This window comes from uncultured Jatrophihabitans sp. (assembly GCF_964244045.1).
Lineage (GTDB): Bacteria > Actinomycetota > Actinomycetes > Mycobacteriales > Jatrophihabitantaceae > Jatrophihabitans.
Genome location: NZ_CAXTHK010000028.1, coordinates 24,512 through 50,428, shown reverse-complemented (window position 1 = coordinate 50,428; position 25,917 = coordinate 24,512). Strand labels below are relative to the sequence as shown.

Sequence of the window (25,917 nt, the reverse complement as noted above, 5' to 3'; positions counted from 1 at the left end):
GCAACAACGCAGAACTACACGCGAACGAGTTACACCACCCCGCGGGGCACAACCGAACGACCGGGGCTTTCCGTCAACGACAGCCTCGGCGTCTACCTGACCTACGCGCCGCGCGCCGGCCGACACGACGCCGAGCGCAACTGCGTGTCGAACATCCACCCGCCCGACGGCCTGGGCTACGCCGACGCAGCCCGGGTCGTGGCGGGACTGCTGGCGGCTTCGTTCGCAATGGGCGAGTCCGGCGTACGGGTGAAGGACCGGTCCAAGGCCGAGCTCAGCGCGTCGGACGCGAAGGTCCTGGACGCGCAGTAGCGCGGTGGCCGACGGCCTCAGGCGTCGGCGACCTGGGGCGCCACCTCGGTGCCGAGCAGTTCGATGCCGCGTAGCAGGTCGGTGTGGGCCAACCGGGTGTTAGTCATCTGCAACGCGACGCGATCGACGCCGCCGAGCTGCTCGGACACCCGCCGCAGCTTCGTCGCAACGGTAGCCGGGTCGCCGAGGAAGAACGCGCCGTTCGGCCCGCTGGTGGCGTCGAACTGTGCTCGGCTCGGCGGCGGGAAGCCGCGCTCACGCGAGACCTTCGTGAACATCTCGTGCCAGCCCGGGAAGATCGTGTCTGCGGCCGTCTGCACGCTGTCGCCGACGTAGCCGAAGACGTGCAGGCCGACCTTGAGGTCGGTGTGCCCGGCCTCTGCACCTGCACGGCGGTAGAGGTCGACGAGCGGGGCGAAGCGTCGCGGCTCACCGCCGATGATCGCGACCATCAGCGGCAACCCGAGCAGGCCGGCGCGGACGAAGGACTCCGGTGTTCCGCCGACGCCGACCCAGATCGGCAGCGGGTCTTGCAGAGGACGGGGGTAGACGCCCTGACCGGTCAGTGGTGGGCGGTGCCGTCCCGACCAGGTGACGCGCGTCGAGTCCCGGATGCGCAGCAGCAGGTCGAGCTTCTCGGCGAACAGGCTGTCGTAGTCGGCGAGGTCGAGCCCGAACAGCGGGAACGCCTCGGTGAACGACCCGCGGCCGACGACGAGATCGATGCGGCCCTTCGCGATGAGGTCGAGGGTGGCGAACTGCTGGAACACCCGCACCGGGTCTGCCGCGCTCAGCACGGTGACGGCACTGCCCAGCCGGATGCGTGACGTCCGCGCGGCCGCGGCGGCCAGGATGACCGGTGGGGCGGAGTCGTAGTACTCCTCGCGGTGATGTTCACCGATGCCGAACGAATAGAGGCCCGCGCTGTCCGCGAGCGCGATCTCCTCGAGCAGGTGCTCGATGCGCTCCGCGGGTCCGATGAGCCGGTCGGTCGACGGGTCGGTGACGGATGAGACGAAGCTGTCGACCCCGACGTGCACTGCTCAGACCGCCCGCCGCCGCGGGGTCGAGCGGGCCACGACCTCCGGGTCGCGGGTGACGCTATCGCCGAGTGCGTCGTCGATGGCCGTGAGCGCGTCCGCGGGAATGGTGACCCCTGCGGCCTTGACGTTGTCCACGACCTGCTCCGGACGAGATGCACCGACCAGGGCGGCCGAGACGTTGCTGTTCTGCAGCACCCAGGCGACGGCGAGCTGGGCCATCGACAGGCCGAGGTCGCCGGCGATCGGGGCCAGCTGCTGCACCCGGGACAGGACGTCGTCGGTCATCCAGCGCTTGATCATGTCGGCGCCGCCGTTGGTGTCGGTGGCCCGCGAACCCTCGGGCAGCGCCTCTCCCGGCTTGTACTTGCCGGTCAATACGCCCTGCGCGATCGGCGACCACACGATCTGGCCCAGGCCGAGTTCCACGCAGGTGGGCACCACCTCGTCCTCGATGACCCGCCACAGCATCGAGTACTGCGGCTGGCTGCTGACCAGCGAGACGCCGAGCTCCTTCGCGAGAGCGTGTCCGGCGCGGATCTGCTCGGCCGTCCACTCGCTGACCCCGATGTAGAGCGCCTTGCCCGACCGGACGACATCAGCGAAGGCCTGCATCGTCTCCTCGAGCGGGGTGAACGAGTCGTAGCGGTGGGCCTGGTACAGGTCCACGTAGTCCATCTGCAGGCGGCGCAGCGAACCGTCGATCCCCTCAAGGATGTGTTTACGTGACAGCCCGGTGTCGTTCTTGCCCTTAGGGTCCGGGCCCACCGGCCAGAAGACCTTGGTGAAGACCTCGAGCGACTCGCGCCGCTCGCCCTTCAACGCCTCGCCCAGCACCGTCTCGGCCTTGCCATTGGCGTAGACGTCGGCGGTGTCGAAGCTGGTGATGCCGTTGTCGAGCGCCGCGCGCACGCACTGCGTCGCGACGTCGTTCTCGACCTGCGAGCCGTGGGTCAGCCAGTTGCCGTACGTGATCTCGGAGATCTGCAGGCCCGAGTTGCCGAGGTAACGAAAGTCCATGGCCTCGACTCTACGAACCCGTGGTGAACGGCCGTCAGGCGGCGGACGTCTCGCCGGGTGGCGGGGTGCTGACCCAGCGCAGCATGCCGACGAGTCCCTTGCCCGCGGCGCGCACGGCGGTGGCCTCGGTGATGGGCAACTGCGGGGGCAGGTGCAGTGGGCGACGGGCCCAGCGCGGTAGCGACGCGACGGCGGCGGCGCCGAGCACCGCGTACGGCGGTCGCGCGATGAGCGGCAGCGGCGGGCGCAGGAGCAGGAACCGGGCCGTCGCCCGGGCCTCCGGGGTGCCCTGCAGCTCGGGCCGGAACGCCGCCAGTTGCTCGCGAAGCTCGGCCTCGGTGGTGGGTGGGTCGATGATGCCCAGCTTGCGGGCGACGACGGCCTCGTCGGCGACGTAGCCGTCCCGTCCGTCCTGATCGAGGGGTGAGGAACCGTAGCGCTGGTAGGTGTCGAGGAAACTGTCGACCTCGGCGACGTGCACCCACTTGAGCAGGTGCGGGTCGGACGCTGCGTACGGGCGGCCGTCGGGTGCCTTGCCGCGGACCCGCTCGTGCACGGCACGCACCCGGGCCACCGCCTCCTCGGCGTCCTCGGCGACCCCGAAGGTGGTGGCGGCCAGGAAGTAGCTGGTGCGTTGCAGCCGGCCCCACGGGTCGCCGCGGTAGCCCGAGTGCCCGGCCACCCCGGCCATGGCCAGCGGGTGCAGCGATTGCAGCAGCAGGGCGCGCAGCCCACCGATGAACATGGACGAGTCCGCGTGCACCGTCCGGATGGGCCGGTCCTCGGCGAACCAGCGCTCGCCCGGGGTGTTGTGGATGCGGTCGCGATGCTGCGGCCCGTCCGACCCGGCGACGCGTTCGAAGACCATTGAGCCGAGGCGCGTACGCAGATCGGTGAGCATGCCTCCATGGTGCCCCGCGCACCTGGGCCGCACGCACGCCCTACGGCCAGAGAGGTACGACGGTCACAAGGTCATCGAAGCGGGCGAAGTCATCGACGTTCATCGTCACGACGGTGTCGATGCCGTGCACAACCATGGTGGCGACCACGTTGGCGTCGTGCACCTGCTTCCCGGCGCACTCGACCGTCTCGAGCAGGGTGAGCAGGCGATCGGCCACCTTTGCGTCCTCAACCAGCAGGCCGAGCCTGGCGCGCAGGGCGCGAACGTTGGCGACCGCGTCGGATCGGGTCATCCCGAGTCCGTTCTGCTCCAGCGGCCGGGTAGACGCCGCGAGGTACTCCCGCAGAATCTGCCCACTGGCGTAGAGCACGATGCCCGCGGCAGGCCAGTCGTTGATGGCCGCGGTGGCCCATCCGTGCTCGGCGCGTGCTTCGTCCGTCGCCGCCAGCAGGACGTTGGTGTCCAGGACGGCTCGGTCAGCGACCGGTCTCGTCATAAATCTCCCTGCGGCTCCAGGTCGTGGCGCTCGCCGCCCGCACGGTCGTCAGGCGTACAGGTTCGGGGCGTGGGCGGGGGAGGGGCGCCTCGGCCGCCGCCGCCAGGACTTGGCGAATCTCTGCCTGCATCGACTGACCGTTTATCGCAGCTCGCTCGCGTAGGGCAGTCAGCACGGACTCAGGCACATTTCGCACGTGCACGGCGGGCATGGGAGCCATGCTAGCGCTAGCGATACCGTTCCACGTGCTCAGCACGAGCGTGGCAGGCTGCACACATGAGCACGCTGACCGAGGCCCGTCGGCCTCGCCCGAGCTGAGCAGGGACTCGCCGTCGTCTCGACGGTGCGTGCCGACCACACGATTCAGAGCTCACTGGTCAACGCAGGCGTCGTGCCCGAGCCCACGTCGGGCGTCGACGTCCTTGCGTTCGTGACATACGGCCGGGTGAAGCTGGCCAACCTGCGCGCGCGTCCCCAAGCCGCGGTGACGTTCCGGGCGGGCTGGAAGTGGGCGACGGTCGAGGGGGGCGCGTCCCTGGTCGGACCTGCGGACGGCGACCTCGAACCCGAGGCGCTGAGGTTGCTGCTGCGCGCGATTTTCGCGGCGGCCGGCGGCACGCACGACGACTGGGACGCCTACGACCGCGCGATGGTGGAGCAGGGACGAACTGCGGTGCTGATTGCCGCCACTCGCGTGTACAGCAACTGAGCCGCCCTACCGCTGCGCGCGGAGCTTGGTCAGGATCCGAGCGAGCGACTTCTGGTCTGCGACACTGAGCCGCCCGAAGTAGGCCTCGGCCTGCGCGGTGCGGGCCTCGCGCAGGGCACCGAGCACCCGGGTGCCCTCGTCGGTGGTGTCGACCAGGACAGCGCGGCGGTCGTGGGGGTCCGGGCTCCGCCGAGCCAGACCGCGCTCCTCCAGGGCGTCGACGACCTCAGTCGCCGATCGGGGCGCAATGTGCAGCTGGTCGGACAGTTCGTTGAGCCTGATCGGCCCGTGCCGACCCAGCACCCGCAGCGCCCGCGACTGCGACGGCGAGACCTCCCAGGGTTCGGAGGTGGACATTGACAGCCGGCGCAGATCGCGCGCCACGACCCAGAACGCGTCGGCCAGTCCGACGTCCTCACCCGGCTCGGCCGCGTCGGGATCATGGTGGTGTCGCACCGGAATAGCGTACCAACGATTGCTGTTGTAGCCTCATCATGAGGTTACCTCAGTAAACATCTCCGAGCCGGAAGAAGGAATGCTCCTTGGAAGCCAATCCACTTCACAGCGGTGGCCGCCCCGGCCGCCCTACGTCCGAACATCAGAAGGCCGCCGACAAGGCACTTGCCAGCAGTGTCTCGCTGCGCCGCATCGGCCGCTTGTTCACCCCCTACCGGTGGCCGTTGACCCTCGTCAGCGCGCTCATCGTGGCGTCGTCGGTCGTCGCCATGGCCGCCCCGTTCCTGCTGCGTGCGGTGATCGACCACGCATTGCCGCAGCAGAATGTCGCCCTGCTCGCCTGGCTGGTCGCCGGCATGGTCGGCGTCGCCGCCCTCACCGCCGCCTTCGGCGTGGTGCAGACGTGGGTCAGCACCAAGGTCGGTCAGCAGGTTATGCATCGCCTGCGCACTGACGTGTTCGCCCACCTGCAGCGCCAGTCCGTCGCGTTCTTCACCCGCACGCGCACCGGCGAGGTGCAGTCGCGCATCACCAACGACATCGGCGGCATGCAGTCGGTCGTCACCGACACCGCCACGTCCATCGCGTCCAACCTCACGACCGTCGTGGCGACCGCCGTCGCGATGGCTGCCCTGTCCTGGAAGCTCTCGCTGATCTCCCTCGTCGTCATGCCGCCGGCGATCTACCTGACGCGCAAGGTCGCGCACCTGCGTCGCGAGATCACCACCGCCCGGCAGCGCGAGCTCGCAGACCTGAACGTCACGATCGAGGAGGGCCTGTCGATCGGCGGCGTCCTGCTCACCAAGACCATGGGCACCGGCCCGGCGCTCGTCGAGCGGTTCACCGCCTCGTCGCTGCGTCTCGTCGACCTGGAACTGCGTTCGAGCCTGGCCGGCCGCTGGCGGATGGCCACCATGAGCATCATCTTCGCCGCGATCCCGGCGATCATCTATCTCAGCGCCGGCTTGCCGGCAACGCGCGGCGCCATGACCATCGGCACGCTGGTCGCGTTCACCGCGCTGCAGACCACGCTGTTCCGCCCCCTCATGGGCCTGCTCAACAGCGGCGTCACGGTCAACAGCTCGCTGGCCTTGTTCGCCCGCATCTTCGAGTACCTCGACCTGCCGGTCGACGTCGACGAGCCGCTGAACCCGGTGCCCGTCGATCCGCGGCGCGTCCGGGGTCACGTCCGCTTCGAGAACGTCACGTTCGCCTACCCGGGCAGCGAGACGGCCGCGGTCGCCGGGATCAACCTCGACGTCCCGGCCGGACACACCCTGGCCCTCGTCGGCGAGACCGGCTCGGGCAAGAGCACGCTGGCCTCGCTCGTCGCCCGGCTCTACGACACGACCGGCGGGCGGATCACCATCGACGGCATCGACGTGCGCGAGCTCGCCCTCGGTGACCTCGCCAAGGTCGTCGGCATTGTCTCGCAGGAGACGTACCTGATGCATGCGAGCGTGCGCGACAACCTGCGGCACGCTCGGCCCGAGGCCACCGACGCCGAGATCCAGGACGCCGCCCGGGCGGCGCAGATCCACGAGCTCATCGCGTCGCTCCCCGACGGCTACGACACGATGGTCGGCTCGCGCGGGCACCGGTTCTCCGGCGGTGAGAAGCAACGCATCGCCATCGCGCGGACCCTGCTGCGCAACCCGCGGATCCTGGTGCTCGACGAGGCGACCAGCTCGCTCGACACCGAGACCGAACGAGCCGTTCAGCAGGCCTTCGACGACCTTGCCGTCGGTCGCACCACCATCACCATCGCCCACCGCCTGTCCACAGTGCGCAACGCCGACCAGATCGCGGTGCTCGACCAAGGGCGCATCGTCGAGTCCGGCACGCACGACTCGCTGCTGGCCGACGCCGGCCGCTACGCCACGCTCGCCTCGTAACCCGCGGCGTCACGCACTTGGGATCAGGTCGTCTGCAGCGAAGACCTGGATGTGGTCCCCGGTCGCGAGGTGGATCGGCCACCGACACAGCTCGGCGCCCATCGCCGCGCCGAGCTCCCGGGCCCACGCCCGGTCGTCGTCGGTCATCGCGCGTGAGCCGGGACGGGAGACGAGCAGCAACACCGATTGCATGCCCACGTCGGCGACGATGTGGGCCAGGTTGCGCAGGAGCAGGGCGTCGGGATGCAACGGGATGTCCTCGATCGGCACGATCACGTCGCTGGTACAGCCTGTCTCGTCGAGGAACACGATCCACAAGGTGCGTATCCCGAACCCGCCGGGGCCCATCATCTCCTCCCACAACTGCTCCACGTCTGCTGCCGCGCGGATCGGCGTTCCTGGTTTCATGCCTTGAGCCTCGAGCACGACGGCGTCAAACCGGGGTTGTCCACAGGCCGGATCCGTCCGGTTCGGCGATACTCGGCGGCGTGGATCTCGGACTGACCGGTAAGCGCGCAATCGTCACCGGCGCGAGCCGCGGCATCGGGCTGGCGGTCGCGCAGGCTCTTGCGGCCGAGGGCGTGCAGGTCGCCATGGTGGCCCGCGGCGCCGACGAGCTGCGGGTGGCCGCCGAGGGCGTCGGCACGGCGTTCCCCGCCGACACCACCGACGACGCCTCCGTCCGGACCATGGTCGCCGACGTGATCGGCGCCTTTGGCGGTATCGACATCCTGATCAACGCCGCAGCACGACCAGCAGGCGGCACCACCCCGCCGACGTTGGCCGAGATCTCCGATGACGACGTGCGCATCGAGGTCGAGACGAAGGTGCTCGGTTACCTGCGCACCGCGCGGGCGGTGGCTCCGCATCTCGTCGAGCAGGGCTGGGGTCGCATCGTCAACGTCAGCGGTCTGAACGCCCGGCATTCGGGTTCGATCGCCGGCTCGATGCGCAACGTCGCGGTTGCCGCGCTGACGAAGAACCTCGGCGACGAGCTGGGCCCGCACGGTGTCAACGTCACCGTCGTGCACCCAGGGATCACCGTCACCGAGCGCACGCCCGGCATGCTCGAGCGCCGGGCCGCGGCCGACGGAATCACCGTGGACGAGGCGGAGGCCCGCTTCGCCGCACCCGTGAGCATCGGCCGGCTCGTCACCGCGGCCGAGGTCGCCGACGTCGTGGTGTTCCTGTGCTCGCCGCGCAGCGTCGCGATCAACGGTGACGCGCTGGCGGTCGGCGGCGGTACCCGCGGTGCGATTCACTACTGACCCGTTCGGCGCGCCACTAACCTCGACCGGGTGACCTCCGCACGTCCCCGCACCGCGATCCTGACCGTCGACGACGACCCGGCCGTCTCGCGCTCGATCGCCCGAGACCTGCGCCGTCGCTACGGCGATCAGCACCGCATAGTGCGCGCCGAATCGGGGCCGCAGGCGCTCGAGGCGCTGCGCGAGCTGAAGCTGCGCGGCGACGTCGTCGCCCTGCTGCTCGCCGATCACCGCATGCCGCAGATGACCGGTGTGGAGTTCCTCGAGCAAGCCATGGACCTCTACCCGACCGCCCGCCGCGTGCTGCTGACTGCGTACGCCGACACCGGCGCGGCCATCGAGGCCATCAACGTCGTAGACCTCGACTACTACCTGCTCAAACCGTGGGACCCGCCGGACGAGAAGCTGTACCCGGTCATCGACGCCCAGCTCGAGGCCTGGGCGGCCGCCGACCACCGCGTCGTGGCGGAGGTGAAGGTGGTCGGGCACCGCTGGTCGGCGGCGTCATCCGAGACGCGCGAATTCCTCGCTCGCAATCAGGTGCCCTACCGCTGGTACCTTGCCGATTCGCCCGAGGGGACGCGCCTGCTCAACGCCGCCGACGCCGACGGACGCACGCTCCCACTGGTTGTCACGCCCGACGGCGTCGCCCTCGTCGCGCCCAGCAACGCCGACCTCGCCGGCCACGTCGGCCTGACGACGGCTCCGGCCGAGCAGTTCTACGACCTGGTGGTCATCGGCGGCGGACCGGCGGGGTTGGGCGCGGCCGTGTACGGCGCGTCCGAGGGGCTGCGCACGGTGCTCGTCGAGCGAACCGCAACCGGCGGCCAGGCGGGGCAGAGCTCGCGCATCGAGAACTATCTCGGCTTCCCAGATGGGGTGTCCGGCGGCCAGCTCACCGACCGCGCCCGGCGTCAGGCCGTCAAGTTCGGTGCTGAGTTGATCACCACCCGCGAGGCAGTGGCGCTCGAGGCGAACGGGGCGGGACGCACCGTCCGGTTCGACGACGGGACGTCCATCGGCGCGCACACCGTCATCCTGGCCACCGGCGTCGCATACCGGCAGCTGGCAGCTGTTGACGACTTCACCGGGCGCGGCGTTTATTACGGCTCCGCGCTCACCGAGGCGCCGGGCTGCGTCGATCATGATGTCTTCATCGTCGGCGGCGCGAACTCGGCCGGGCAGGCCGCGGTCTACCTGGCCCGCGGAGCGCGCAGCGTCACCTTGCTCGTGCGCGGCCGATCGCTCGAGAGCTCGATGTCGCACTACCTGATCCAGCAGGTCGAGGCCGTCCCCAACATCATCGTTCGAACGTGCACCGAGGTCGTCGGCGCCGAGGGGGACGGGCATCTCGATCGCTTGCACCTGCGCAACGCCGAGACCGGCGAGACCGAGACCGTCGATGCCGGTTGGCTGTTTGTCTTCATCGGTGCCGCCCCGCGCACCGAGTGGCTCGAGGGCACCGTCGTGCGCGACGAGCACGGGTTCGTCGTGTCCGGACCGGACCTCGCCGCGCCGGGCGAGAAGCCGACGGGATGGGAACTCGACCGCCATCCGTTCCACCTCGAGACGAGCGTCCCGGGCATCTTCGCCGCCGGCGACGTGCGCTCCGAGTCGGCGAAGCGGGTGGCGTCCGCGGTCGGTGAAGGTGCGATGGCCGTGATGCTCGTGCACCGTTACCTGGAGGGATCGACGTGAGCGGGATCGTGAACGAGAAGTACTCCCGCGCGGTCGAGACGCTGTCCTGCGAACTCGACGAGCTGCGCACGCTGTTCCTGTTCGAGAAGCTGTCCGACGACCAGCTCGACTGGCTGTGCCGGCACGGCAAGACCGAGCGCTACGAGCCGGGCTGGATCTATCGCGAGGGCGAGCCGGGCCGGTGCTTCTACGTCGTGCTCGACGGCACCATCGCGATGTCGCGACTGGTCGGCGAGGACGACGTCGAGATCACCCGCACCGATCAGCGCGGGGTCTATGCGGGCGCGTGGTCGGCCTATCTCGGCGATCGCGTGCCGCAGACGTACGCCGGCTCGCTGCGTGCACTCACCGAGGTCCGCCTGTACGTGCTCGGCGCCAACGACTTCGCCGACCTGATGCGCGACTGGTTCCCGATGCCCGTCCACCTGCTCGAGGGGTTGTTCTTCGGCAACCGGACCACGCAGCAGGCCGTCAGCCAGCGCGAGCGGTTGCTGGCTCTCGGGTCGCTGTCAGCCGGCCTGACGCACGAGCTGAACAATCCCGCCGCCGCAGCGGTGCGCGCGACGTCGTCGCTGCGCGAGCGGGTCGCCGGCATGCGGCACAAGCTGGGCCTGATCGCCGAGGGCACCGTTGACCGCGAGACCCTGCAGATGCTGATCCGGCTGTCGGAGGTCGCCGTCGAACACGTGGCCAAGGCACCCCAGCTTGATCCGCTGGCAACGTCCGACCGTGAGGACGAGATGTCGGACTGGCTGGACAGGCACGGCATCGACGGCGGCTACGACATCGCCCCGACCTTCGTCGCCGCCGGGCTGGACATTGCGTGGCTGGACCGCGTCGCTACGAAGATCGACAGCTCGACGCTCGCCAGCGCCGTCCGCTGGCTCAACTACGCGCTCGAGACCGAGTTGCTCATGAACGAGATCGAGGACGCTACCGGGCGCATCTCGACGCTCGTCGGCGCGGCCAAGCAGTACTCGCAGCTGGATCGCGCGCCCTATCAGGTGGTCGATGTGCACGAGCTGCTGGACAGCACGCTGGTCATGCTCAGCGGCAAGATCGCGCGTGGCGTCGAGGTGGTAAAGGCTTATGACCGTTCGGTACCGGACGTGCCGGTGTACGCCGCCGAGTTGAACCAGGTATGGACGAACATCATCGACAACGCACTGCAGGCGATGGCCGGCTCGGGCACGTTGACGCTGCGTACGAGCCGCGTCGATGACGACCTGCAGGTCGAGATCGCCAACACCGGGCCGCAGATCCCGGACGCCGTGCAGGCCCGCATGTTCGAGCCGTTCTTCACCACCAAGCCGGTGGGGGAGGGCACCGGCCTCGGGCTCGACATCTCGTGGCGCATCGTCGTCGACCGGCACCACGGGGATCTGTCCGTCGTCTCCGAGCCCGGGCTGACAACATTTCTCGTGCGAGTGCCGTTGCATGGGCCGGTGGAGGACTGATGACCGAGGCAATCAATCCGAGTGTGCCGCCGAGTGGCGCGGGCTGCGTCGAGTGCGAGGCCACCGGCGGTTGGTGGTTCCACTTGCGGCGGTGCGCTGCGTGCGGGCACGTCGGGTGCTGCGACTCCTCGCCCTCGGGCCATGCGACCGCACATGCGAAGGCGGCCGGGCACCCGCTCATCACCAGCTTCGAGCCGGGTGAGGACTGGTTCTGGGACAACGACACGGAGCAGTTCTACGACGGCCCGCGGCTGGCCGACCCGCAGGAGCACCCGTTGGATCAGTCCACGCCGGGGCCGGCGGGGCGGGTGCCCGCGGACTGGCAGCGGCACCTGCGCTGACCGGCCGATCCCGGGCGAAACGACGAACGCCCCGCACCGGAAATCCGGTGCGGGGCGAACGCGTGAGAGCTGGTGCTCAGATAGCGCGGACGTTCTGCGCCTGCGGGCCCTTCTGGCCCTGGGTGACGTCGAAGTCGACGCGCTGGTTGTCGTCGAGGCTCTTGTAGCCATCGCCGGTGATGCCGGAGAAGTGGACGAAGACGTCGGCGCCGCCGTCGTCGGGAGCGATGAAGCCGAAGCCCTTTTCGCTGTTGAACCACTTCACAGTGCCCTGGGTCATTCCTCTTGCCTTTCGATCGGGTGATTCATGGAGGGCTCGCCTTGTGCGAGACCTCGGTCCTGCTCAACTTGCCAACCCGAGGAAGACACGATGTGCGTTGCACTTCCCGCACGCGTACACGTTCGAGGAATGATGCGATAGACCGCGTCGAGCATAACAGCGTTGCGGGCGCAGGTCAGCCGTCTCGCACCGATTCTGTCGGCGGTGTGCTGCACGATGAACAAATGACCGCCACGCTCGACCTGCGCGACGCCGCCCAGCAGCACCTGACCCGCCTCGCCGGTCCGGCCGCGGTGCTGCGCGAGGATCAGTGGGCAGCCGTCGAGGCGCTCGTCGCGCACCGTCGCAAGGTCGTGGTCATCCAGCGCACCGGATGGGGCAAGTCGGCGGTGTACTGGATCGCCGCCGGCCTGCGGCGGGCGCAGGGCTTCGGGCCGACGCTCGTCATCTCGCCGCTGTTGGCCCTCATGCGTGACCAGGTCGCCGCGGCCGAGCGCTCGGGGCTGCGGGCGGTCACGGTGAACAGCGCCAACATCGAGGACTGGCCGGCCATCGAGGCCCAACTCGCCGACGACACCGTCGACGTCCTGCTCATCTCGCCCGAGCGGCTCAACTCCTTCGGCTTCCGTAGCCGGGTGCTGCCGCACCTGTCACCGCGCATCGGCATGCTCGTCGTCGACGAGGCGCACTGCGTCTCGGACTGGGGCTCGGACTTCCGCGCCGATTACCGCCGCATCAAGGACGTGCTGGCCGCGCTGCCCGACGCGACGCCGGTGTTGGCCACCACGGCCACCGCCAACGACCGCGTGACCGCCGACGTCGCAGCCCAGCTGGGTACCGACACTCTCACACTGCGCGGGTCACTCGACCGTGAAAGCCTTGCGCTGTCGGTGATCCCGACGCCCGACGTCCCGACCGCCTACGCCTGGATCGCCGACGCGCTCGCCGGGGACCAGCCAGGCGGTACAAGCTTGCCGGGTGCCGGTTTGATCTACACGCTCACCGTCGCGGGGACCACGCAGCTGGCCGACTTCCTACGCGCGCAGGGGCACGACGTCGCGCCCTACAGCTCGGCCACGCCGCCTGACGAGCGCGCCGAGATCGAGCGCCGGCTGTTGGCCCACGAGCTGCGCGCCGTCGTGGCGACGTCGAGCCTCGGCATGGGACTCGACCATCCGACGCTGGGGTTCGTGGTGAACCTCGGCGCGCCCGCGTCGCCGATCTCCTACTACCAGCAGGTCGGCCGTGCCGGGCGCGCGCTCGACACCGCGCAGGCGGTCCTGCTGCCCACTGCGGCCGATGAGCGGATCTGGGCCTACTTCGACTCCACCGCCTTCCCGGCCGAGGACCGCGTCCGCCGGGTGCTGGACGTACTGGGCAACGGTCCGCTGAGCCTGCCGCGGATCGAGGCGGACTCCGGGTTGCGCCGCGGCCGGCTCGAGACCCTGCTCAAGGTGCTCGACGTCGAGGGCGCGGTCGAACGCCTCGACGGCGGGTGGGTCGCCACCGGGCGCCCATGGTCCTACGACGCCGAGCGGTACGCGGGCATCGCCGCGGCCCGGCGCCGCGAGCAGCAGGCCATGCTGCGTTACGAGCAGTCCGAGACCTGTCTGATGCAGCAATTACGCCACGAGCTCGACGACACGTCCGGCGGGGATTGTGGTCGCTGCGCGGTGTGCACCGGACGGTTGCCTGCTCCGGGCACAGCGCCCTCGCGTGACACGGTCCGGGCGGCGGTCGCCCATCTTCGTGCGCAGACCACCGTGCTCGAACCGCGCAAGATGTGGCCGTCCGGCGCCCCGCGGCGCGGGCGCATCGCCGAAGCGTCGCGCGCCGAACCGGGCCGTGCTCTCGCCGTGGCCGATGACCCGGCCTGGTCGGCGGCCGTCTCGCGTGCGCTGGCCGCCGACGAACCCGTGCCCGACGAGGTGTTCGACGGGCTGGTGAGCACGTTGTCGCGGTGGGGGTGGCCGGCGGGCCGTCCGACGTGGGTGACTTGGGTGCCGTCGCGCACGCATCCGACGCTGCTGGCCGATGCCGCTGCCCGGCTCGCCGCGCTTGGCCGGATGCCCGTCGCCACGCCACTACGGGCCGACGGCGGCGGGTTCCAGCGCGACGCCGGCACCAACGTCGAATCGGCGATCGGCGCGCTGCGCCGGTTGTCGGTCGACGGTGACATACCTCAAGGTCCGGTCCTGCTGCTCGACGACACCACGCGCAGCGGATTCACGCTCACGGTCGCGGCTGTGCTGCTGCGCGAAGCCGGCGCGGGCCCGGTGTACCCACTCGTGTTCCAGAAGGCGTTTTGATGACGGGCCCTGGCTTCCACGTCGGCGAGCTCGCGGTGCAAGAGCGGGCCGGCGTCCGCGAGTCTGCGGCGCGGCTGGCACGCCTGCTCGACCCGGCCGATCTCGACGGCGGCCTCAGGCGGTTCCTCGCCTTGCAGCGCTTCGCCGCACTCACCGCACTGGGTGTCGACGGCCTGCTGTGGAACTCACCGCTCGTCGGACCGGCCGGCTTCCTGGCCGGCCACGGCAGCGAGCTGACTGTCGCGGCCCTGCCTCGAGCCGGCGATCCATTGGTGAGCCTTGCCGCGGGCGCCGAGATCGGATTGGTCGACATTGACCTGCCCGCTCGCCGTTGCTCGGGTCAACGGCACGGTCAGCTCGCTTGACCTGTCCGGACCGGCACCCGACGCGCCGGTCTCGACTCGTCGCATCGTGGCGGCCCGCCCGGCTTCCGCACCGTCGAGCCCGACGGCAGCGTGTCGTGGCCGGACTACCCGGGCACCCACATGTTCAACAGCCTTGGCAACCTGACGGTTGACCCGAGCGCAGCCTTGCTCGTTCCCGACTTCGAGTCGGGCGCATCGCTGCACATCTCGGGTCGAGCGGAGTTGCGCTGCAGCGATCAGCGGCGCGTCATGCTGACGCCGGTCCGCGTCGTCGAGGACGGCTGAGCGGGCGCCCCAGCACATCGATCAACTTCCCGCGCGTGGGTAACCTGACTGCGTGAAGAGCCGGCCATGACGCTCGTCGAGCGGCTTGATCGGTTCCAACGCGCGCACCCGCGCGCCGGACTTCCCCTGGCCGTGGCGTACAAGTTCTTCGACGATCAGGGCTCCTACCTGGCCGCGCTGATCGCGTACTACGGGCTGCTCTCCCTGGTGCCGCTGCTGCTGCTGTCCACCACGATCCTGAACTTCGTCCTCGAGGGCAACGAGAGCTTGCAACGCAAGGTGTTCGACTCGGCCCTGGGCCAGTTCCCGGTTGTCGGACATCAGCTGGCCAATCCGAACGGGGTCTCGGGCAGCAGCCTCGGTCTGACCGTCGGCATCGTCGGCACGCTGTTCTTCGGGCTCAACGTCGCCCAGGCCGGGCAGAACGCCATGAACACGATCTGGCGGGTGCCCCGCAACGAGCGGCCGAACCCGTTCAAGAGCCGCGGACGCAGCCTGCTGCTGCTCAGCCTCGGCGGGATCTCGGTGCTGCTCACGACCGGCCTGGCCGTGCTCGGCAGCCAGGTCGACGGCTTCCCGATCACGACGAAGGTCGCTATCGGGCTGGGTACGCTCGCGCTGAACGCGGCGTTCTTCACGGCCGGCTTCCGGCTGGCTACCGCCCGCCCGCTCACCCTGCGCCAGACCGTGCCGGGCGCCGCCGGCGCTGCCGTGGTGTGGCAGGGGTTGCAGTACGTCGGTGCGCTCTACGTCAACCACGCCGTGCGCGGCGCGTCCGACACGAACGGCACCTTTGCGGTGTTCCTGGGCCTGATGGCCTGGCTCTACCTCGGCTCGCTCATCGCCGTGATCGCCGTCGAGTACAACACCGTCCGCTCGCTGAAGCTGTACCCGCGTTCGTTGCTGACGCCGTTCACCGACGACGTTGACCTCACCTCGGCGGACGTCAAGAGCTACACGCAGCAGGCCGAGGCGCAGCGCTTCAAGGGCTACGAGGAGATCACGGTCCGCTTCCCGCAGCCGCCCGAGTGAGCGCTATTTGATGATGATCGGTGGCAGCGCGAGCAGCATGATCACCGACCAGACCAGGTGCGTGATCATCGGCGCGAGGATGCCGCCCGAGGCGCGCCGCTGGAAGCCGAACAAGGTGCCCATGAGCACCGCCGCGAAGACCAGCATCGGGTTGCCGGTGGCGATGGTGACCAGCGAGTAGATCACCACTGAGATCGGGATCGGGTGCTTGCGCCCGATGGCGGCGAACAGCGCGCCACGGAAGAAGACCTCCTCCGAGGCCCCGTTCAGCAGGGTGACGAAGAAGATCAGTGCGGTGTTGCCCTGCTGGGCGTGCTGCAGCACCGTGTCGATGATCTTCCGGATCGGCTCGATCTGCGCCACGATCAGCGCCCCGACGACGAACACCGCTCCGGCCAACAGCCCGGTGACCAACGGGGTCACGAGGGGGCGCCGCAGCGACCCCCGGAACGGGATACGGCCCAGGTGCAGCGGTCCCGAGGTGAACCCGCCGATCAGCCAAACAGCGGCGACCGAGATCGTGAGCGGGTAGAAGGCGGAGTCGCCGGGGTCCGTGGCCAGCGAGAGCCCCAGCAAGGTAGTGCCCAGGACAAGGGCGATCGCGGCGACGATGCGCCGGCGCTTGAACGCCGCGTCGGACTGCTGGTGGTCGCGGGGCACCTGCTCGAGCAGCGAAGGCGCCAGCAGACGCTGAACCCTTGTCTGCAGGGCGCCGATCTTCTCACTGCTCGCCATACCGCCAGCCTCGTTCATGTCGACTTGGTCGTCAGCGCCTGGGCCCGATCTTGTAGCGCGAGTCGCACTGAGTCCCGGTAGTTCATGGTGTCGCCGGGCAGTAGGTCATGGATCGACCGGTCGTGCACGATCGTCTCGTTCCGCATCGACTCGACCAGGTTGCGGGCCGTCTTCAGATCTACGTCGGTGACCAGCGCGAGCCACCCGGACGACAGGTGCGGGGTCAGCAGCGGGACGTTCAGGCTCGGGAAGCTGCGCCCCTTGGCCTTGGCAGCCTGCTTGAGCATGTCGACGTAGCGCAGGACCTCGGGTCCGCCGATCTCGAAGCACCGCCCCATGGCGTCCGGGTTGTCGAGCACGCCGACCAGGTAGCGCAGGACGTCGGGCAGCGCGATCGGCTGGGTGCGGGTCTTCGTCCACTTCGGGGTGATCATGAGCGGCAGGTGGTCGACGAGCTGGCGGGTGATCTCCCACGAGATGCCACCGTGGCCGATGATCACCGCTGCGCGCAGCACGGTCACGGGCACGCCCGTCTCGCCCAGCAGGTCCTCGACCTGGCGGCGCGAGCGCAGGTGCGCCGACAGCTGGCCGGACTCTTCACCCAGCCCACCGAGATAGATGATCTGGCGGACGCCGTTCTCTGCGGCAGCGTTGGCGAAGTTGCGGGCCGCAGCGGCGTCCCGCTCTTCGAAGTCCTTGTTCTCCAGCGCATGCACGAAGTAGTAGGCGATGTCGACGCCGTCGAGCGCGGTGCGCAGGCTGTCGATGTCCTCGACGTCGGCGCCCACGGCCTTACCCGGACCGTCGTAGCCGTCGGGATGGCGCGTCATCGCCCGCACGTCGTGTCCAGCGTCGACCAGCCGGCCGACGAGGTGCGACCCGATGAAGCCGGTAGCGCCGGTGACGAGCACGGTGAGAGGCATCCTTGGAGCCTTCCCTCGCTCGCTGAGGACTATCCCGCCGCCGAATCGCGCCGCAGCACCTGCAGCAGCTCGCCGTAGGGCCCGACAAGGTAGGCTTGGTCGCCGCCGTCGAAGCGGGTGCCGCGTCGCGGCGGATACTCGAAGTCGCCGGTCGAATGCCGGCGGATCGCGATCACTCGGATGCGTGCCGACAGCTCGGCCATCGTCTTGCCCCGCAGCCCACCGTCGTCGGCCACGGTCAGGCGGCCGACGAGCATCGGCTGCTTGTCGACGTAGAACGTGTTCAGGATGTCCAGGCCCAACGCGGCGCCGACGAACCACGGCGCAGCGAGCGCAGCGGTCGAGCGCACGAAGTGGAACCCGAAACCAGTCTCGACGGTGTGCGCGAGATCGCGGTCGAAGATGCGCAGCACCACCGGGACCTCGGTGCGCCGCTCGGCGAGCAGGTCGTCGACGACGAGACCGGTCTCGATGTTGGCGAGGTCGCTGCTTGTCAGCACCGCGACCGCTCGGGCGCGGTCGATGCCGACCGCGTCCAGGCTGGTCGGCACCGTCGAGTCGCCGAACACGACGGGTACGTCCAGCTCGCGGGCGCGGGCCAGGAAGCGGTTGTCCTCGTCGCGTTCGAGTACGACGACGGGTTGTCCGGCCGCCACCAGGTGCTCGAGGACGCCGAGTCCGACGGATCCCAGGCCGACGAGCACGACGTGGTCGTGCATCCGGGTCGCGAGCTGGCGGCCCAGCGACTGCGCTATGCGTCGGCTCACGAGCAGATTGGTCAGCATCGCGTAGAGGACGGTGACGAGGGTGGCGCCCAGGACCATCAGCACGATGGCCCACACCCGCAGCCAGTCCTGCTGGCGGGCGAAGAAGAAATCGCCGAAGCCGACCGTGGTCAGCGTCTCGGTGGTGAAGTACGCCGAGTCGAGCAGGCTCATGTGCTTGCCCTCGGCGCTGCGGTAGCCCACTTTAAGCAGCAGCACGGACAGCACCGCGACGCCGAACAGCGCGCCGAGGGTCAGGCGCATTGCCCGTTCGGACTCGGCCACGAACCCGTGCACGTAGCGGCGCAGGGTGCCGATGGGTTTCAGTGGCGCCCGCCGGCGCGGCGGTCGGGTCATCTCGGTGACGCCGCGGCCCTCGAGGTCCTCGGGCGTGCCAATGACGAACACCCGGTCGCCGGCCTTGACCTTGAGGTCACGGCCTGGGCAGACCACCATCTCGGCGGTGTCGTCGACCGGGACCACCGCGATCGGCGCGAGGTCGCCGAACAGCAGCCGCAGGGTGCTGTCCCGCGGCGCGGTCAGCTCGCGCAGCTCGAAGGCTGACCCGTCGATGGGGAAGGGCCGAGCGCTCAGGTCCAGGCACGACTCGGCCAGCGTCGGGGCGGCGAGGGCGGCCGGGTCGAGGACGCTGTCCGGGCCGGTGACCCGGGCGAGGGCGCGCCCGAGCGCGGCGTTGCCCAGCTCGACGACGACCCGAAGCTCGGGTTGCAGGCGGCGCGCGAGCAGCGCGATCTCGAGGTTCTCGAGGTCCGTGCCGGCCGCGCACACGAGCGCGGTGGCCGTGGCGAGGTTGGCGTTCTCGAGCGCCGTCGTCCGGCGCGGGTCGGCTAGTAGGTGCGCCGCGCCGAGCTCGGTGACGATGGCCAGGCGCCGCGGGTCGGGGTCGTCCTCGACGATGACGACCTGCTCCCCGGACAACCGCAGCTGCTCGACCACCCGGAGCCCGACACCGTTCAGGCCGCAGACGATGACGTGGGCCCGCCACTCGCGCCAGGGCGCCGGGTCGATGCGGGCGGCCGAATCCACGGTTACCGGGACAGCGGGCAGGTCGTCCACGGCGGCATCATCTGGGGCGTCCATTACCGATCTGTTTCCGGGCGGACCGAGGTGGAAACCCTCGCCTCCATGAGCCATCCGCAGCCGGCACCCGCATCCGTCCTGACCGAACCGTGGGCCACCCCCCGTCGGCTGGAGTTGCAGGCCGCTGCGCGGTCCTTCGCGCTGGACGAGGTCAAGCCGGTCGCCGACGAGTTCGACCCGCAGAAGCGGGAGATGCCCCGCAGCCTCATCGAGGCGATGGGCAAGCGGGGTTACTTCGGCATCATGATCGATGAGGAGTTCGGCGGCCTGGGTTGCGGCGTCTTCGAGTACACAATGATCTCCGAGGAACTGGCCCGCGCCTGGATGAGCGTGGCCAGCATCATCGCCCGCGCCCAAGGACTGGGCACCGATGTCGGCGACGTCGAGCGGCGGGCGGCCCTGCTGCGGCGCAGTGCGGCCGGCGACTGGATCGGCGCAGCCGGCTTCTCCGAGCCGGACGCGGGTTCGGACCTCGCGGGCGTCAGCACCCGCGCCGAGCTCGACGGCGACACCTACGTCGTGACCGGTGAGAAGCGCTGGATCGGCAACGCCAAGGCCGCCGACTTCATCCAGCTGCTGTGTCGAACCGAGGACCCGGCGCCGGGGGAGAAGCGCGCGGCCGGGCTCGCCACCCTGATCGTCGAGAAGGAGCGCGACGAGTTCCCACCCGGGTTGACCGGCACCGTCATCGACAAGATCGGCTATCACGGTTTCCTGACCTGGGAGCTGCACTTCGACGGCGTGCGGGTGCCGGCCGCGAATCTGGCGGGCGGCACTGACGGGGAGGGCGACGGAAGCGACAGTGGCCCGGGCAGCACGCAGGCCTTCCGCGACACCCAGAAGTGGCTGAACATCGCCCGGGTACACACCGCGGCGCGTGCGGTGGGCCTGGCGCGTGCGGCCGTCGAGGACTGCACGCTGTACCTGCAGGAGCGCGAGCAGTTCGGCCACCCGATCGGCGACTTCCAAGCACTGCGGTTCATGCTCGCCACGATGGCGGCCAAGGTCGAGCAGTCGCGCACCTTCTACCGGCAGGTGGCCGACCTGCTCGACCGTGGGGAGCCCTGTGCCCGCGAGTCGGCAATGGTCAAGCTGGTCGCCACCGAGATGGCCGTCGAGGTCACGAACGACTCGATGCAGCTGCACGGCGGCAACGGCTACACCACCGAACGGCAGGTCGAGCGCTACTGGCGCGACGCGCGGTTGACCACGATCTTCGAGGGCACCAGCCAGATCCAGCAGAAGATCATCGCTGACTCGCTGCTGCCCCGCAGCCCGCTCGAGTGAGGTCTAGACAGGGATGGCACGCTGGACCGATGGGACTGCTGAGCTTCGGAACCGTCGGATTCGCCATGGCCGCCACAGGCGCCGCGCACTTCGTTGCCCCGGAGGCCTTCGCGGGCATCACCAAGGCCGCCTTCCCCGACGACACCGCGACCTGGGTCATCCGTAACGGGGCCACCGAGACGGCGGTCGGGCTGGCCATGATGGCCCCGCCCACCCGCAAACTGGGTGTGGCAGCGCTGCTCGGTTATGTCGGCTGGTTGGGCTACAACGCCGCCAAGGTCAAGAACAACGCGTAGCCGGCGCTACTTGCGGCGGTGCACCAGTTCGTTCGGTGGCGTCCCGCCGGGCACCAACGGTAGGCCGGCCGCGGACCAGGCCTCGACACCACCGACCAGGTCGGTGGCCGGGACACCGATGGAGTTCAGCGCGTCTGCCGCCAGCGAGGACGTGTAACCCTCGGCGCACACCACGACCCAGCGCTGCCCGGGTGCTGCCTGCGGTACCCGGGCGTCGGAGTCGGGGTGCAGGCGCCACTCCAGGTGGTTGCGCTCGACGACGAGCGCGCCCTCGATCTCACCGACCGTCTCGCGCTGCCAGCTCGGCCGGATGTCGACGAGCAGCGCGCCGTCGTTGCGGGCGGCTGCCGTCTGCTGCGCGTCGAGCCGGTTGAGGCGGGAGCGGGCGTCGGCGAGCAGGTCGTCGACCGAGGAGAAGCGCTTCATGCGACGACGAAGTCGGAGCAGGACGAATGGGCATGGCCGATGGCGGCCGGAGCGCAGCGGAGGTCGGCCATGTGGCCTAGGTTGCCACGCTCGTCAGGACGCGCGGCGGGCCGTCCCGGCGTCGAACTCCGGCTCCGGGTCGTCGGTGGCCAACGTCGTGATCGCGCTCAACTCGCCGTCGGCGAGGTCGTAGTAGGTCATCGACGTGAGCGGCGCGGAGTAGGCGTGCACGCTGACCGCCGGGCCGTCGCCGAGGTTGCGGACGTCGTGGACGTAGTGCGGCCCGAAACCGACCGTCGAGCCAGCCTCGCGCTGGTGGTCGCGCAGCTGCCGATCCCGCGTCGACCCGCTGGTCACCGTGCTCTCGGTCAGGACGCCCGAGAGCACGGTGAACGAACCAGACGAACCGCCGTGGTCGTGCAGCTGGGTGCCCTGTGTCGGCAGCCAGCTGATCAACCACACGTCCACTCGCCGGTCGCGGTAGATCCGCTGGTGCCAGCGCTGCTCGGGATCGAAGTCGACGTAGGGGTACTTGCCGGAACACACCTCGTCAGCAAAGAAGCGCGTGAAGTCGGTGAGCTGTCCGAGGTCGAAGTAGAGCCCCGTGGTGGCGACGTCGATCATAGCACCGAGTCTGCCCGACAACTCCGATAATGTCTATCGAATCGGTAGGTAATTGGCGTCGGATCTGGCACACCCCTCAGAACGGGCCGGCCGGGCCCGGTGGGACGTCCGCACTGTCGCCGGCGAACTCGGGTGGATAGGGCGTCTCACCGCCGAACATGGCGGCGAGCAGCAGCCCGATGTCCTCGGCCACGCCGGCGACGGCGTGCAGCGCCTGCTCGAGCACCGGCGCCGTGAGGCCGATCGGGCTCACCGTCTGCGAGACGACCACCGCATCGCCCTCGAGCAGTACCGCGCAGGACAACGCACGACGCTCGATGTCGTTCAGTTCTCGGAACAACCGCAGCGAGGGTTTGAGGTCGAGCGCGGCGTGCGCGAACACCCGCACCATCACCGGCGCGGTGGGCAAAACGGCTACCCAGCACGCCGCGGTGCCCTGCCGGAACGGATAGTCGCCGTCGTCGTCCGGAGCGACCCGGCAGATGCTCCAGATGTGCTCCAGCAGCTGCTCGACGTGCGATCGGATCCACAGCACTTCGCCCATGATTGGCCCCCCGTGTCTTGGTGCCAGCACCATGACAGCAGGGTCCGACAGTTCCTGCGGCGCGATCAGCCGATGAGCCGGGTTCGGGTCCAGCCCTGCTCGATCTCTATGCGGTTCAGTTCCTCGGCCAGCCATGCGGGCGAGGGAGGGCGGTCGTTCGGCTGCCCGGACATCGCCCAGGTCAGCAGGTCCGACAACGTCAACGGGATCTCCGGGTCCACGATCGGGCGCACGCTGCCACTGAGCACCCGCACGATGATCGCCGCCGGTGACTCACCGGCATAGGCGCGGAAGGCGCCGCGTCCGGCGACGAGTTCGTACAGGGTCGCGGCGAGTCCGTAGACGTCGGTCTGCACCTGCGCCTCGAGGCCCTGCAGCAGCTCGGGTGCGGTGTGCGACGTCGTCGTCTGCAGCGCCGGACGTCCCGACTGCCCGGCCCCGATGCGGACCGCCTCGTTGTAACCGGACAGGACAGGCTCGCCCCATTCGCTGAGCAGGACGTTGCCGGGATGCACGTTGCAATGCACGACGTCGCCGTTGTGCGTCGTCTCGAGCGCGCCGGCGAGCTTGACGCCTATTGCCGCCACGTCCCGGGCCGACAACCGGCGGCCGCCCTGCAGTGCGTCGGCCAGCGTCCCGCGGCAACGTTCAAGCACGAGCCCCGGTCGTCCGTCGTCGAGCTCGAGACGTTGATAGAGCGAGATGATGTGCGGGTGCGTGCAGATGGGCGCCAGCACGTTCGCCTGATGGTCGATGATCTCGTGCAGCCAGCGCGGCCCGCCCCGCAACGGCACCTTCACGGCGACGGTGCGCCTGATCGTCACGTCGCGCGCCTCGTAGACGGTGAACCGGGCGCCGCGGTGCAGCGTGCGGACGTCGGCGAACCGGTCGCCGAGATCGTCCTCGGCGACCGAGCGTCGGTCGATCAGTGCCACGCATGCTCCTTTGCAACTTCGAGCTTAACTCACGTCGGCTTCACAATCACTGTGGTGGCTCGTCACGGATACCTGCTATGGCACCACGGTGACCGGCCAGGCCGCGTCCTTCACCAGCCGGCTCGCCAGTGAGCCGACGAGCTTGTAACCGGCCTGCGTGGAAGCGCCGATGACGATCGCATCTACGCGGAACTCCTTGGCCACCGCGATCAGCGCCTTGTAGGGGTTGCCGCTGCGAACCTCGAACTGGGCACTGAGACCCAGTCGCTCGACGCCGTCGTCGAAGCTCTTTCGCAGGTCGGCCGTGATGTCCTCGGGTGCCTCGATCAGCGCGCCTGCGGTGGCGGCCACGGCTTGCACGGACGCGCTGGTCGTCGGCTGGACGTACAAGCCGATCAGGTGCACGCCCTGGCGCCGTGCCATGCCGGCCGCGTACGCCGCTGCGCGCATCGAGGTGTGCGAACCGTCGATGCCCACCAGCATGGTGCGCGGGCCGTCGGTACCGAGCTCGAAGCCTGAGTCCACCATGGCGAGATTGTGCACCTGGCATCGAACCGTCGGCGGGTCGCCTCGTTCCGTAAGTATCGGTGACCGGCTGTAACCGGTAAATTCTCGCGGATGACGATGCCGAAGAGCCGTCCGGCCCTGGCCGGTCGCGCCGATCGTCCGGGTGACGTCGGACCGGACGAGCTCGAACCCTTCGCCCTGGCCGACGGCACCGTGATCGCCCTGCACGACACCGGGCCGGCCGGGTCGTCGGTCGTCGTGCTCCTCGTCGCCGGGTGGACGCAGGATCACACGAGCTGGACGGATGTCGTGGCCGAGCTGCACCGTCAGCAGCCTGACGTCCGGGTGGTTGCCTTCGACGCGCGCGGGCACGGTCGATCGGACGCCGGCCCGCGCGGCACGTACACCGTCGATCAGCTGGGTGATGATGTCGCCCAGCTCGTCACCCGCTACTTGCCCGGGCGTCGCGTGGTGCTCGCCGGCCACTCGCTGGGTGGTCCGGTGATCATGGCCTTTGCCGAGCGGCATCCCGAGGTGGTGATAAACCAGGTCATCGGCGTCGCGTTGGTGGCGACGAGCGCGGCCGGTCTAGGGCACGACGTCTTCGGGCTGTCCGCCCGGGTCACCGCGCCGGTCATGTTTGTCACGCCGCTCCTGGCCAGGCTGCGGGGCCTGTCGCGCGCGAAGATCAACCTGAGGCACCCGGAGCTGGTCGCCGGCTTCATCCGCATGGGCTTTTACGGCCCCGGCGCAGCAACGGCCCACAATCGCAGGCGCACCGCAGCACAATTCAGTCGCGCGCATCCCGCCACCACCGCGGCGTTGGTCAACGAGATGTTGCAGCACGATCGACTGCGTTCGTTGGCCGAGCTCGACCGCACGCCGACCGTCGTCCTGGTCGGCACCAAGGACGGCTTGTGCCCGATCGCGCATTCCCGGGCCATTGCCGACGCGATGCCGAACGCCGAGCTCGTGGTGTACCCCGGCGCGGGTCACATGCTGCCCTACGAGCGACCCGCCGAGGTCGCCGAACAGCTCGCCCTGCTCGCCGTCTCCGCCGATCGTCGAAGCGCGATCGGGTAGGGGCAGGGTCGGCGGCCAGCTGAGCGGACGGCCTGCTTGCACTGGTCCGCCGGCTTCGGGCGCGGCTCGGCGTTCAGCCGGGCTTGCGCCACACTGACACGTGGTTCTCGCTGTCCGACGTGAACGGATGGCCCTGCCAGTCGGCGTGCCGCGACTCCGACTCCAAGCCGGCGAGCTCGGCCATGAGGTCGCACTCGGACGGCCAGATGTAGCGGAAGTTGCCCTGCCCGTAGTCGACCGTCCCGTCATCGCGGCGCCGGTAGTGGTGCGACGTGCATCGCTGGCTGACCAGGTCGTAGGTGTCCACGACGAGATGGCCGTCCGAGACGTGCATCGGCGCCGCGTGCTGGCCCGGCGGAAGTCGGCGTACCGGTGGTACCCAGAGCTCGACGACGAACCGACCGCCCGGGCGTAGGTGGCGCGCGGCGTTGCGGAAGCACGCCACCTGCTCGGCCTGTGTGCGCAGGTTCGAGATGGTGTTGAACACGAGGTAGACGAGCGAGTAGGTGCCGGGCACCTGCACGCTCGCCATGTCACCAACCACGACCGGCAGTTGGGGCTCGTCAGCTTTGGTCCGCAGCTGCGCGACCATCGACTCGGACAGCTCGATACCCGTCACCGGAACTCCGCGGCGCACCAGCGGCAGGGCGACGCGTCCCGTGCCGACCGCAAACTCCAGGGCCGGGCCCTCGCCGGCAAGGCGGACCAGGACATCGACCACGGGGTCGAGCGTGTCGGCGCTGAACATCGAGGCGTGGTCGCGGTCGTAGGCCGCGGCGATCGACTCGTCCCACATCTCGCTGCTCGTCATTGGCAGCAGCGTCCCCC

29 protein-coding genes and 2 pseudogenes are annotated in these 25,917 nt (G+C 69.6%); 14 read left to right on the top strand and 17 right to left on the bottom strand.

Features of this window, described 5'->3' with window-relative positions:
- On the top strand, positions 1–312 hold a 312-nt coding region (locus ACFFC4_RS17695; protein WP_375503275.1), incomplete at its 5' end, for an ethanolamine ammonia-lyase light chain EutC.
- Positions 313–329: 17 nt separating this feature from the next.
- Here ACFFC4_RS17695 and ACFFC4_RS17690 read toward each other — a convergent pair.
- From ACFFC4_RS17690 to ACFFC4_RS17670, 5 genes are read right to left on the bottom strand one after another with little or no spacing between them, the layout of a single operon-like run.
- Complete coding sequence (locus ACFFC4_RS17690; protein WP_375503273.1) at positions 330–1,352, bottom strand: LLM class flavin-dependent oxidoreductase; 1,023 nt, start codon at positions 1,350–1,352, stop codon at positions 330–332.
- A 3-nt stretch (positions 1,353–1,355) separates the two neighbouring features.
- Positions 1,356–2,372, bottom strand: coding sequence for an aldo/keto reductase family protein (locus ACFFC4_RS17685; RefSeq protein WP_375503271.1), 1,017 nt, complete (start codon positions 2,370–2,372; stop codon positions 1,356–1,358).
- 34 nt (positions 2,373–2,406) lie between these two features.
- Positions 2,407–3,273, bottom strand: coding sequence for an oxygenase MpaB family protein (locus tag ACFFC4_RS17680; protein WP_375503269.1), 867 nt, complete (start codon positions 3,271–3,273; stop codon positions 2,407–2,409).
- A 40-nt stretch (positions 3,274–3,313) separates the two neighbouring features.
- Positions 3,314–3,769 (bottom strand): type II toxin-antitoxin system VapC family toxin, encoded by a 456-nt coding sequence (locus tag ACFFC4_RS17675; protein WP_375503267.1) that lies wholly within the window; start codon positions 3,767–3,769, stop codon positions 3,314–3,316.
- A complete protein-coding gene (locus ACFFC4_RS17670) occupies positions 3,750–3,980 on the bottom strand; it encodes a plasmid stability protein stbC (RefSeq protein WP_375503265.1) in 231 nt (76 codons plus the stop codon). The genes ACFFC4_RS17675 and ACFFC4_RS17670 overlap by 20 nt, the downstream gene beginning before the upstream one ends.
- A 65-nt stretch (positions 3,981–4,045) precedes the next feature.
- Between ACFFC4_RS17670 and ACFFC4_RS17665 the strand changes: the two are divergent.
- A pseudogene (locus ACFFC4_RS17665) lies at positions 4,046–4,478 on the top strand (TIGR03618 family F420-dependent PPOX class oxidoreductase).
- A 6-nt stretch (positions 4,479–4,484) separates the two neighbouring features.
- Here ACFFC4_RS17665 and ACFFC4_RS17660 read toward each other — a convergent pair.
- Positions 4,485–4,934, bottom strand: coding sequence for a MarR family winged helix-turn-helix transcriptional regulator (locus ACFFC4_RS17660; protein ID WP_375503263.1), 450 nt, complete (start codon positions 4,932–4,934; stop codon positions 4,485–4,487).
- A gap of 86 nt (positions 4,935–5,020) precedes the next feature.
- Here ACFFC4_RS17660 and ACFFC4_RS17655 point away from each other — a divergent pair, with 86 nt between their 5' ends.
- Complete coding sequence (locus ACFFC4_RS17655; protein ID WP_375503261.1) at positions 5,021–6,829, top strand: ABC transporter ATP-binding protein; 1,809 nt, start codon at positions 5,021–5,023, stop codon at positions 6,827–6,829.
- Between the two features lie 9 nt (positions 6,830–6,838).
- Here the strand turns inward: ACFFC4_RS17655 and ACFFC4_RS17650 are convergent, their stop codons facing one another.
- On the bottom strand, positions 6,839–7,237 hold the full coding sequence (locus tag ACFFC4_RS17650) for a hypothetical protein (protein WP_375503259.1): 399 nt from the start codon (positions 7,235–7,237) through the stop codon (positions 6,839–6,841).
- A gap of 80 nt (positions 7,238–7,317) precedes the next feature.
- On the opposite strand from ACFFC4_RS17650, the gene ACFFC4_RS17645 reads away from it, so the two are divergent.
- From ACFFC4_RS17645 to ACFFC4_RS17630, 4 genes are read left to right on the top strand one after another with little or no spacing between them, the layout of a single operon-like run.
- A complete protein-coding gene (locus ACFFC4_RS17645) occupies positions 7,318–8,097 on the top strand; it encodes an SDR family NAD(P)-dependent oxidoreductase (RefSeq protein ID WP_375503257.1) in 780 nt (259 codons plus the stop codon).
- A 30-nt stretch (positions 8,098–8,127) separates the two neighbouring features.
- Positions 8,128–9,795 (top strand): FAD-dependent oxidoreductase, encoded by a 1,668-nt coding sequence (locus ACFFC4_RS17640; protein WP_375503255.1) that lies wholly within the window; start codon positions 8,128–8,130, stop codon positions 9,793–9,795.
- The gene (locus ACFFC4_RS17635) at positions 9,792–11,252 is read left to right on the top strand and encodes an ATP-binding protein (RefSeq protein ID WP_375503253.1); all 1,461 of its coding nucleotides are present in this window, start codon (positions 9,792–9,794) and stop codon (positions 11,250–11,252) included. The genes ACFFC4_RS17640 and ACFFC4_RS17635 overlap by 4 nt, the downstream gene beginning before the upstream one ends.
- Positions 11,252–11,593 carry a UBP-type zinc finger domain-containing protein gene (locus ACFFC4_RS17630; protein WP_375503251.1) on the top strand — a complete coding sequence of 114 codons (342 nt, stop codon included), beginning with the start codon at positions 11,252–11,254 and terminating at the stop codon, positions 11,591–11,593. The genes ACFFC4_RS17635 and ACFFC4_RS17630 overlap by 1 nt, the downstream gene beginning before the upstream one ends.
- Before the next feature lie 76 nt (positions 11,594–11,669).
- Here ACFFC4_RS17630 and ACFFC4_RS17625 read toward each other — a convergent pair whose 3' ends face one another.
- Positions 11,670–11,873, bottom strand: coding sequence for a cold-shock protein (locus ACFFC4_RS17625; RefSeq protein ID WP_375503249.1), 204 nt, complete (start codon positions 11,871–11,873; stop codon positions 11,670–11,672).
- Between the two features lie 224 nt (positions 11,874–12,097).
- Between ACFFC4_RS17625 and ACFFC4_RS17620 the strand changes: the two genes are divergently transcribed.
- The 4 genes and pseudogenes from ACFFC4_RS17620 (at position 12,098) to ACFFC4_RS17605 (ending at position 15,864) form a co-directional block, all read left to right on the top strand.
- On the top strand, positions 12,098–14,182 hold the full coding sequence (locus ACFFC4_RS17620) for a RecQ family ATP-dependent DNA helicase (RefSeq protein ID WP_375503247.1): 2,085 nt from the start codon (positions 12,098–12,100) through the stop codon (positions 14,180–14,182).
- A complete protein-coding gene (locus ACFFC4_RS17615) occupies positions 14,182–14,547 on the top strand; it encodes a hypothetical protein (RefSeq protein ID WP_375503245.1) in 366 nt (121 codons plus the stop codon). The genes ACFFC4_RS17620 and ACFFC4_RS17615 overlap by 1 nt, the downstream gene beginning before the upstream one ends.
- Before the next feature lie 42 nt (positions 14,548–14,589).
- A pseudogene (locus ACFFC4_RS17610) lies at positions 14,590–14,832 on the top strand (pyridoxamine 5'-phosphate oxidase family protein); the annotation flags it as partial.
- A 66-nt stretch (positions 14,833–14,898) separates the two neighbouring features.
- Positions 14,899–15,864 (top strand): YihY/virulence factor BrkB family protein, encoded by a 966-nt coding sequence (locus tag ACFFC4_RS17605; protein WP_375503243.1) that lies wholly within the window; start codon positions 14,899–14,901, stop codon positions 15,862–15,864.
- Positions 15,865–15,867: 3 nt separating this feature from the next.
- Here ACFFC4_RS17605 and ACFFC4_RS17600 read toward each other — a convergent pair whose 3' ends face one another.
- From ACFFC4_RS17600 to ACFFC4_RS17590, 3 genes are read right to left on the bottom strand one after another with little or no spacing between them, the layout of a single operon-like run.
- A complete protein-coding gene (locus tag ACFFC4_RS17600) occupies positions 15,868–16,617 on the bottom strand; it encodes a lysostaphin resistance A-like protein (RefSeq protein ID WP_375503241.1) in 750 nt (249 codons plus the stop codon).
- Positions 16,614–17,522: an NAD(P)H-binding protein gene (locus ACFFC4_RS17595; protein ID WP_375503239.1), complete on the bottom strand. Its 909-nt coding sequence runs from the start codon at positions 17,520–17,522 to the stop codon at positions 16,614–16,616. The genes ACFFC4_RS17600 and ACFFC4_RS17595 overlap by 4 nt, the downstream gene beginning before the upstream one ends.
- Positions 17,523–17,551: 29 nt before the next feature.
- Complete coding sequence (locus tag ACFFC4_RS17590) at positions 17,552–19,387, bottom strand: NAD-binding protein (RefSeq protein WP_375503237.1); 1,836 nt, start codon at positions 19,385–19,387, stop codon at positions 17,552–17,554.
- Positions 19,388–19,432: 45 nt separating this feature from the next.
- On the opposite strand from ACFFC4_RS17590, the gene ACFFC4_RS17585 reads away from it, so the two are divergent.
- On the top strand, positions 19,433–20,674 hold the full coding sequence (locus ACFFC4_RS17585; RefSeq protein WP_375503235.1) for an acyl-CoA dehydrogenase family protein: 1,242 nt from the start codon (positions 19,433–19,435) through the stop codon (positions 20,672–20,674).
- Positions 20,675–20,703: 29 nt separating this feature from the next.
- Positions 20,704–20,970 carry a hypothetical protein gene (locus tag ACFFC4_RS17580; protein ID WP_375503233.1) on the top strand — a complete coding sequence of 89 codons (267 nt, stop codon included), beginning with the start codon at positions 20,704–20,706 and terminating at the stop codon, positions 20,968–20,970.
- Positions 20,971–20,976: 6 nt separating this feature from the next.
- Here ACFFC4_RS17580 and ACFFC4_RS17575 read toward each other — a convergent pair whose 3' ends face one another.
- From ACFFC4_RS17575 to ACFFC4_RS17555, 5 genes are all read right to left on the bottom strand, one after another.
- A complete protein-coding gene (locus ACFFC4_RS17575) occupies positions 20,977–21,396 on the bottom strand; it encodes a rhodanese-like domain-containing protein (RefSeq protein ID WP_375503231.1) in 420 nt (139 codons plus the stop codon).
- Positions 21,397–21,489: 93 nt separating this feature from the next.
- Positions 21,490–22,020: a cysteine dioxygenase family protein gene (locus tag ACFFC4_RS17570; RefSeq protein WP_375503229.1), complete on the bottom strand. Its 531-nt coding sequence runs from the start codon at positions 22,018–22,020 to the stop codon at positions 21,490–21,492.
- A 76-nt stretch (positions 22,021–22,096) separates the two neighbouring features.
- Complete coding sequence (locus ACFFC4_RS17565; RefSeq protein ID WP_375503227.1) at positions 22,097–22,564, bottom strand: hypothetical protein; 468 nt, start codon at positions 22,562–22,564, stop codon at positions 22,097–22,099.
- Positions 22,565–22,629: 65 nt separating this feature from the next.
- Positions 22,630–23,499, bottom strand: coding sequence for a serine/threonine-protein kinase (locus tag ACFFC4_RS17560; RefSeq protein WP_375503225.1), 870 nt, complete (start codon positions 23,497–23,499; stop codon positions 22,630–22,632).
- 75 nt (positions 23,500–23,574) lie between these two features.
- Entirely contained in the window at positions 23,575–24,027 is a 453-nt protein-coding gene (locus tag ACFFC4_RS17555) for a universal stress protein (RefSeq protein ID WP_375503223.1), read from the bottom strand.
- 90 nt (positions 24,028–24,117) lie between these two features.
- Between ACFFC4_RS17555 and ACFFC4_RS17550 the strand changes: the two genes are divergently transcribed.
- Entirely contained in the window at positions 24,118–25,089 is a 972-nt protein-coding gene (locus ACFFC4_RS17550; protein ID WP_375503221.1) for an alpha/beta fold hydrolase, read from the top strand.
- 73 nt (positions 25,090–25,162) lie between these two features.
- Here ACFFC4_RS17550 and ACFFC4_RS17545 read toward each other — a convergent pair whose 3' ends face one another.
- A complete protein-coding gene (locus tag ACFFC4_RS17545; RefSeq protein WP_375503219.1) occupies positions 25,163–25,900 on the bottom strand; it encodes a class I SAM-dependent methyltransferase in 738 nt (245 codons plus the stop codon).
- Positions 25,901–25,917: the final 17 nt, after the last annotated feature.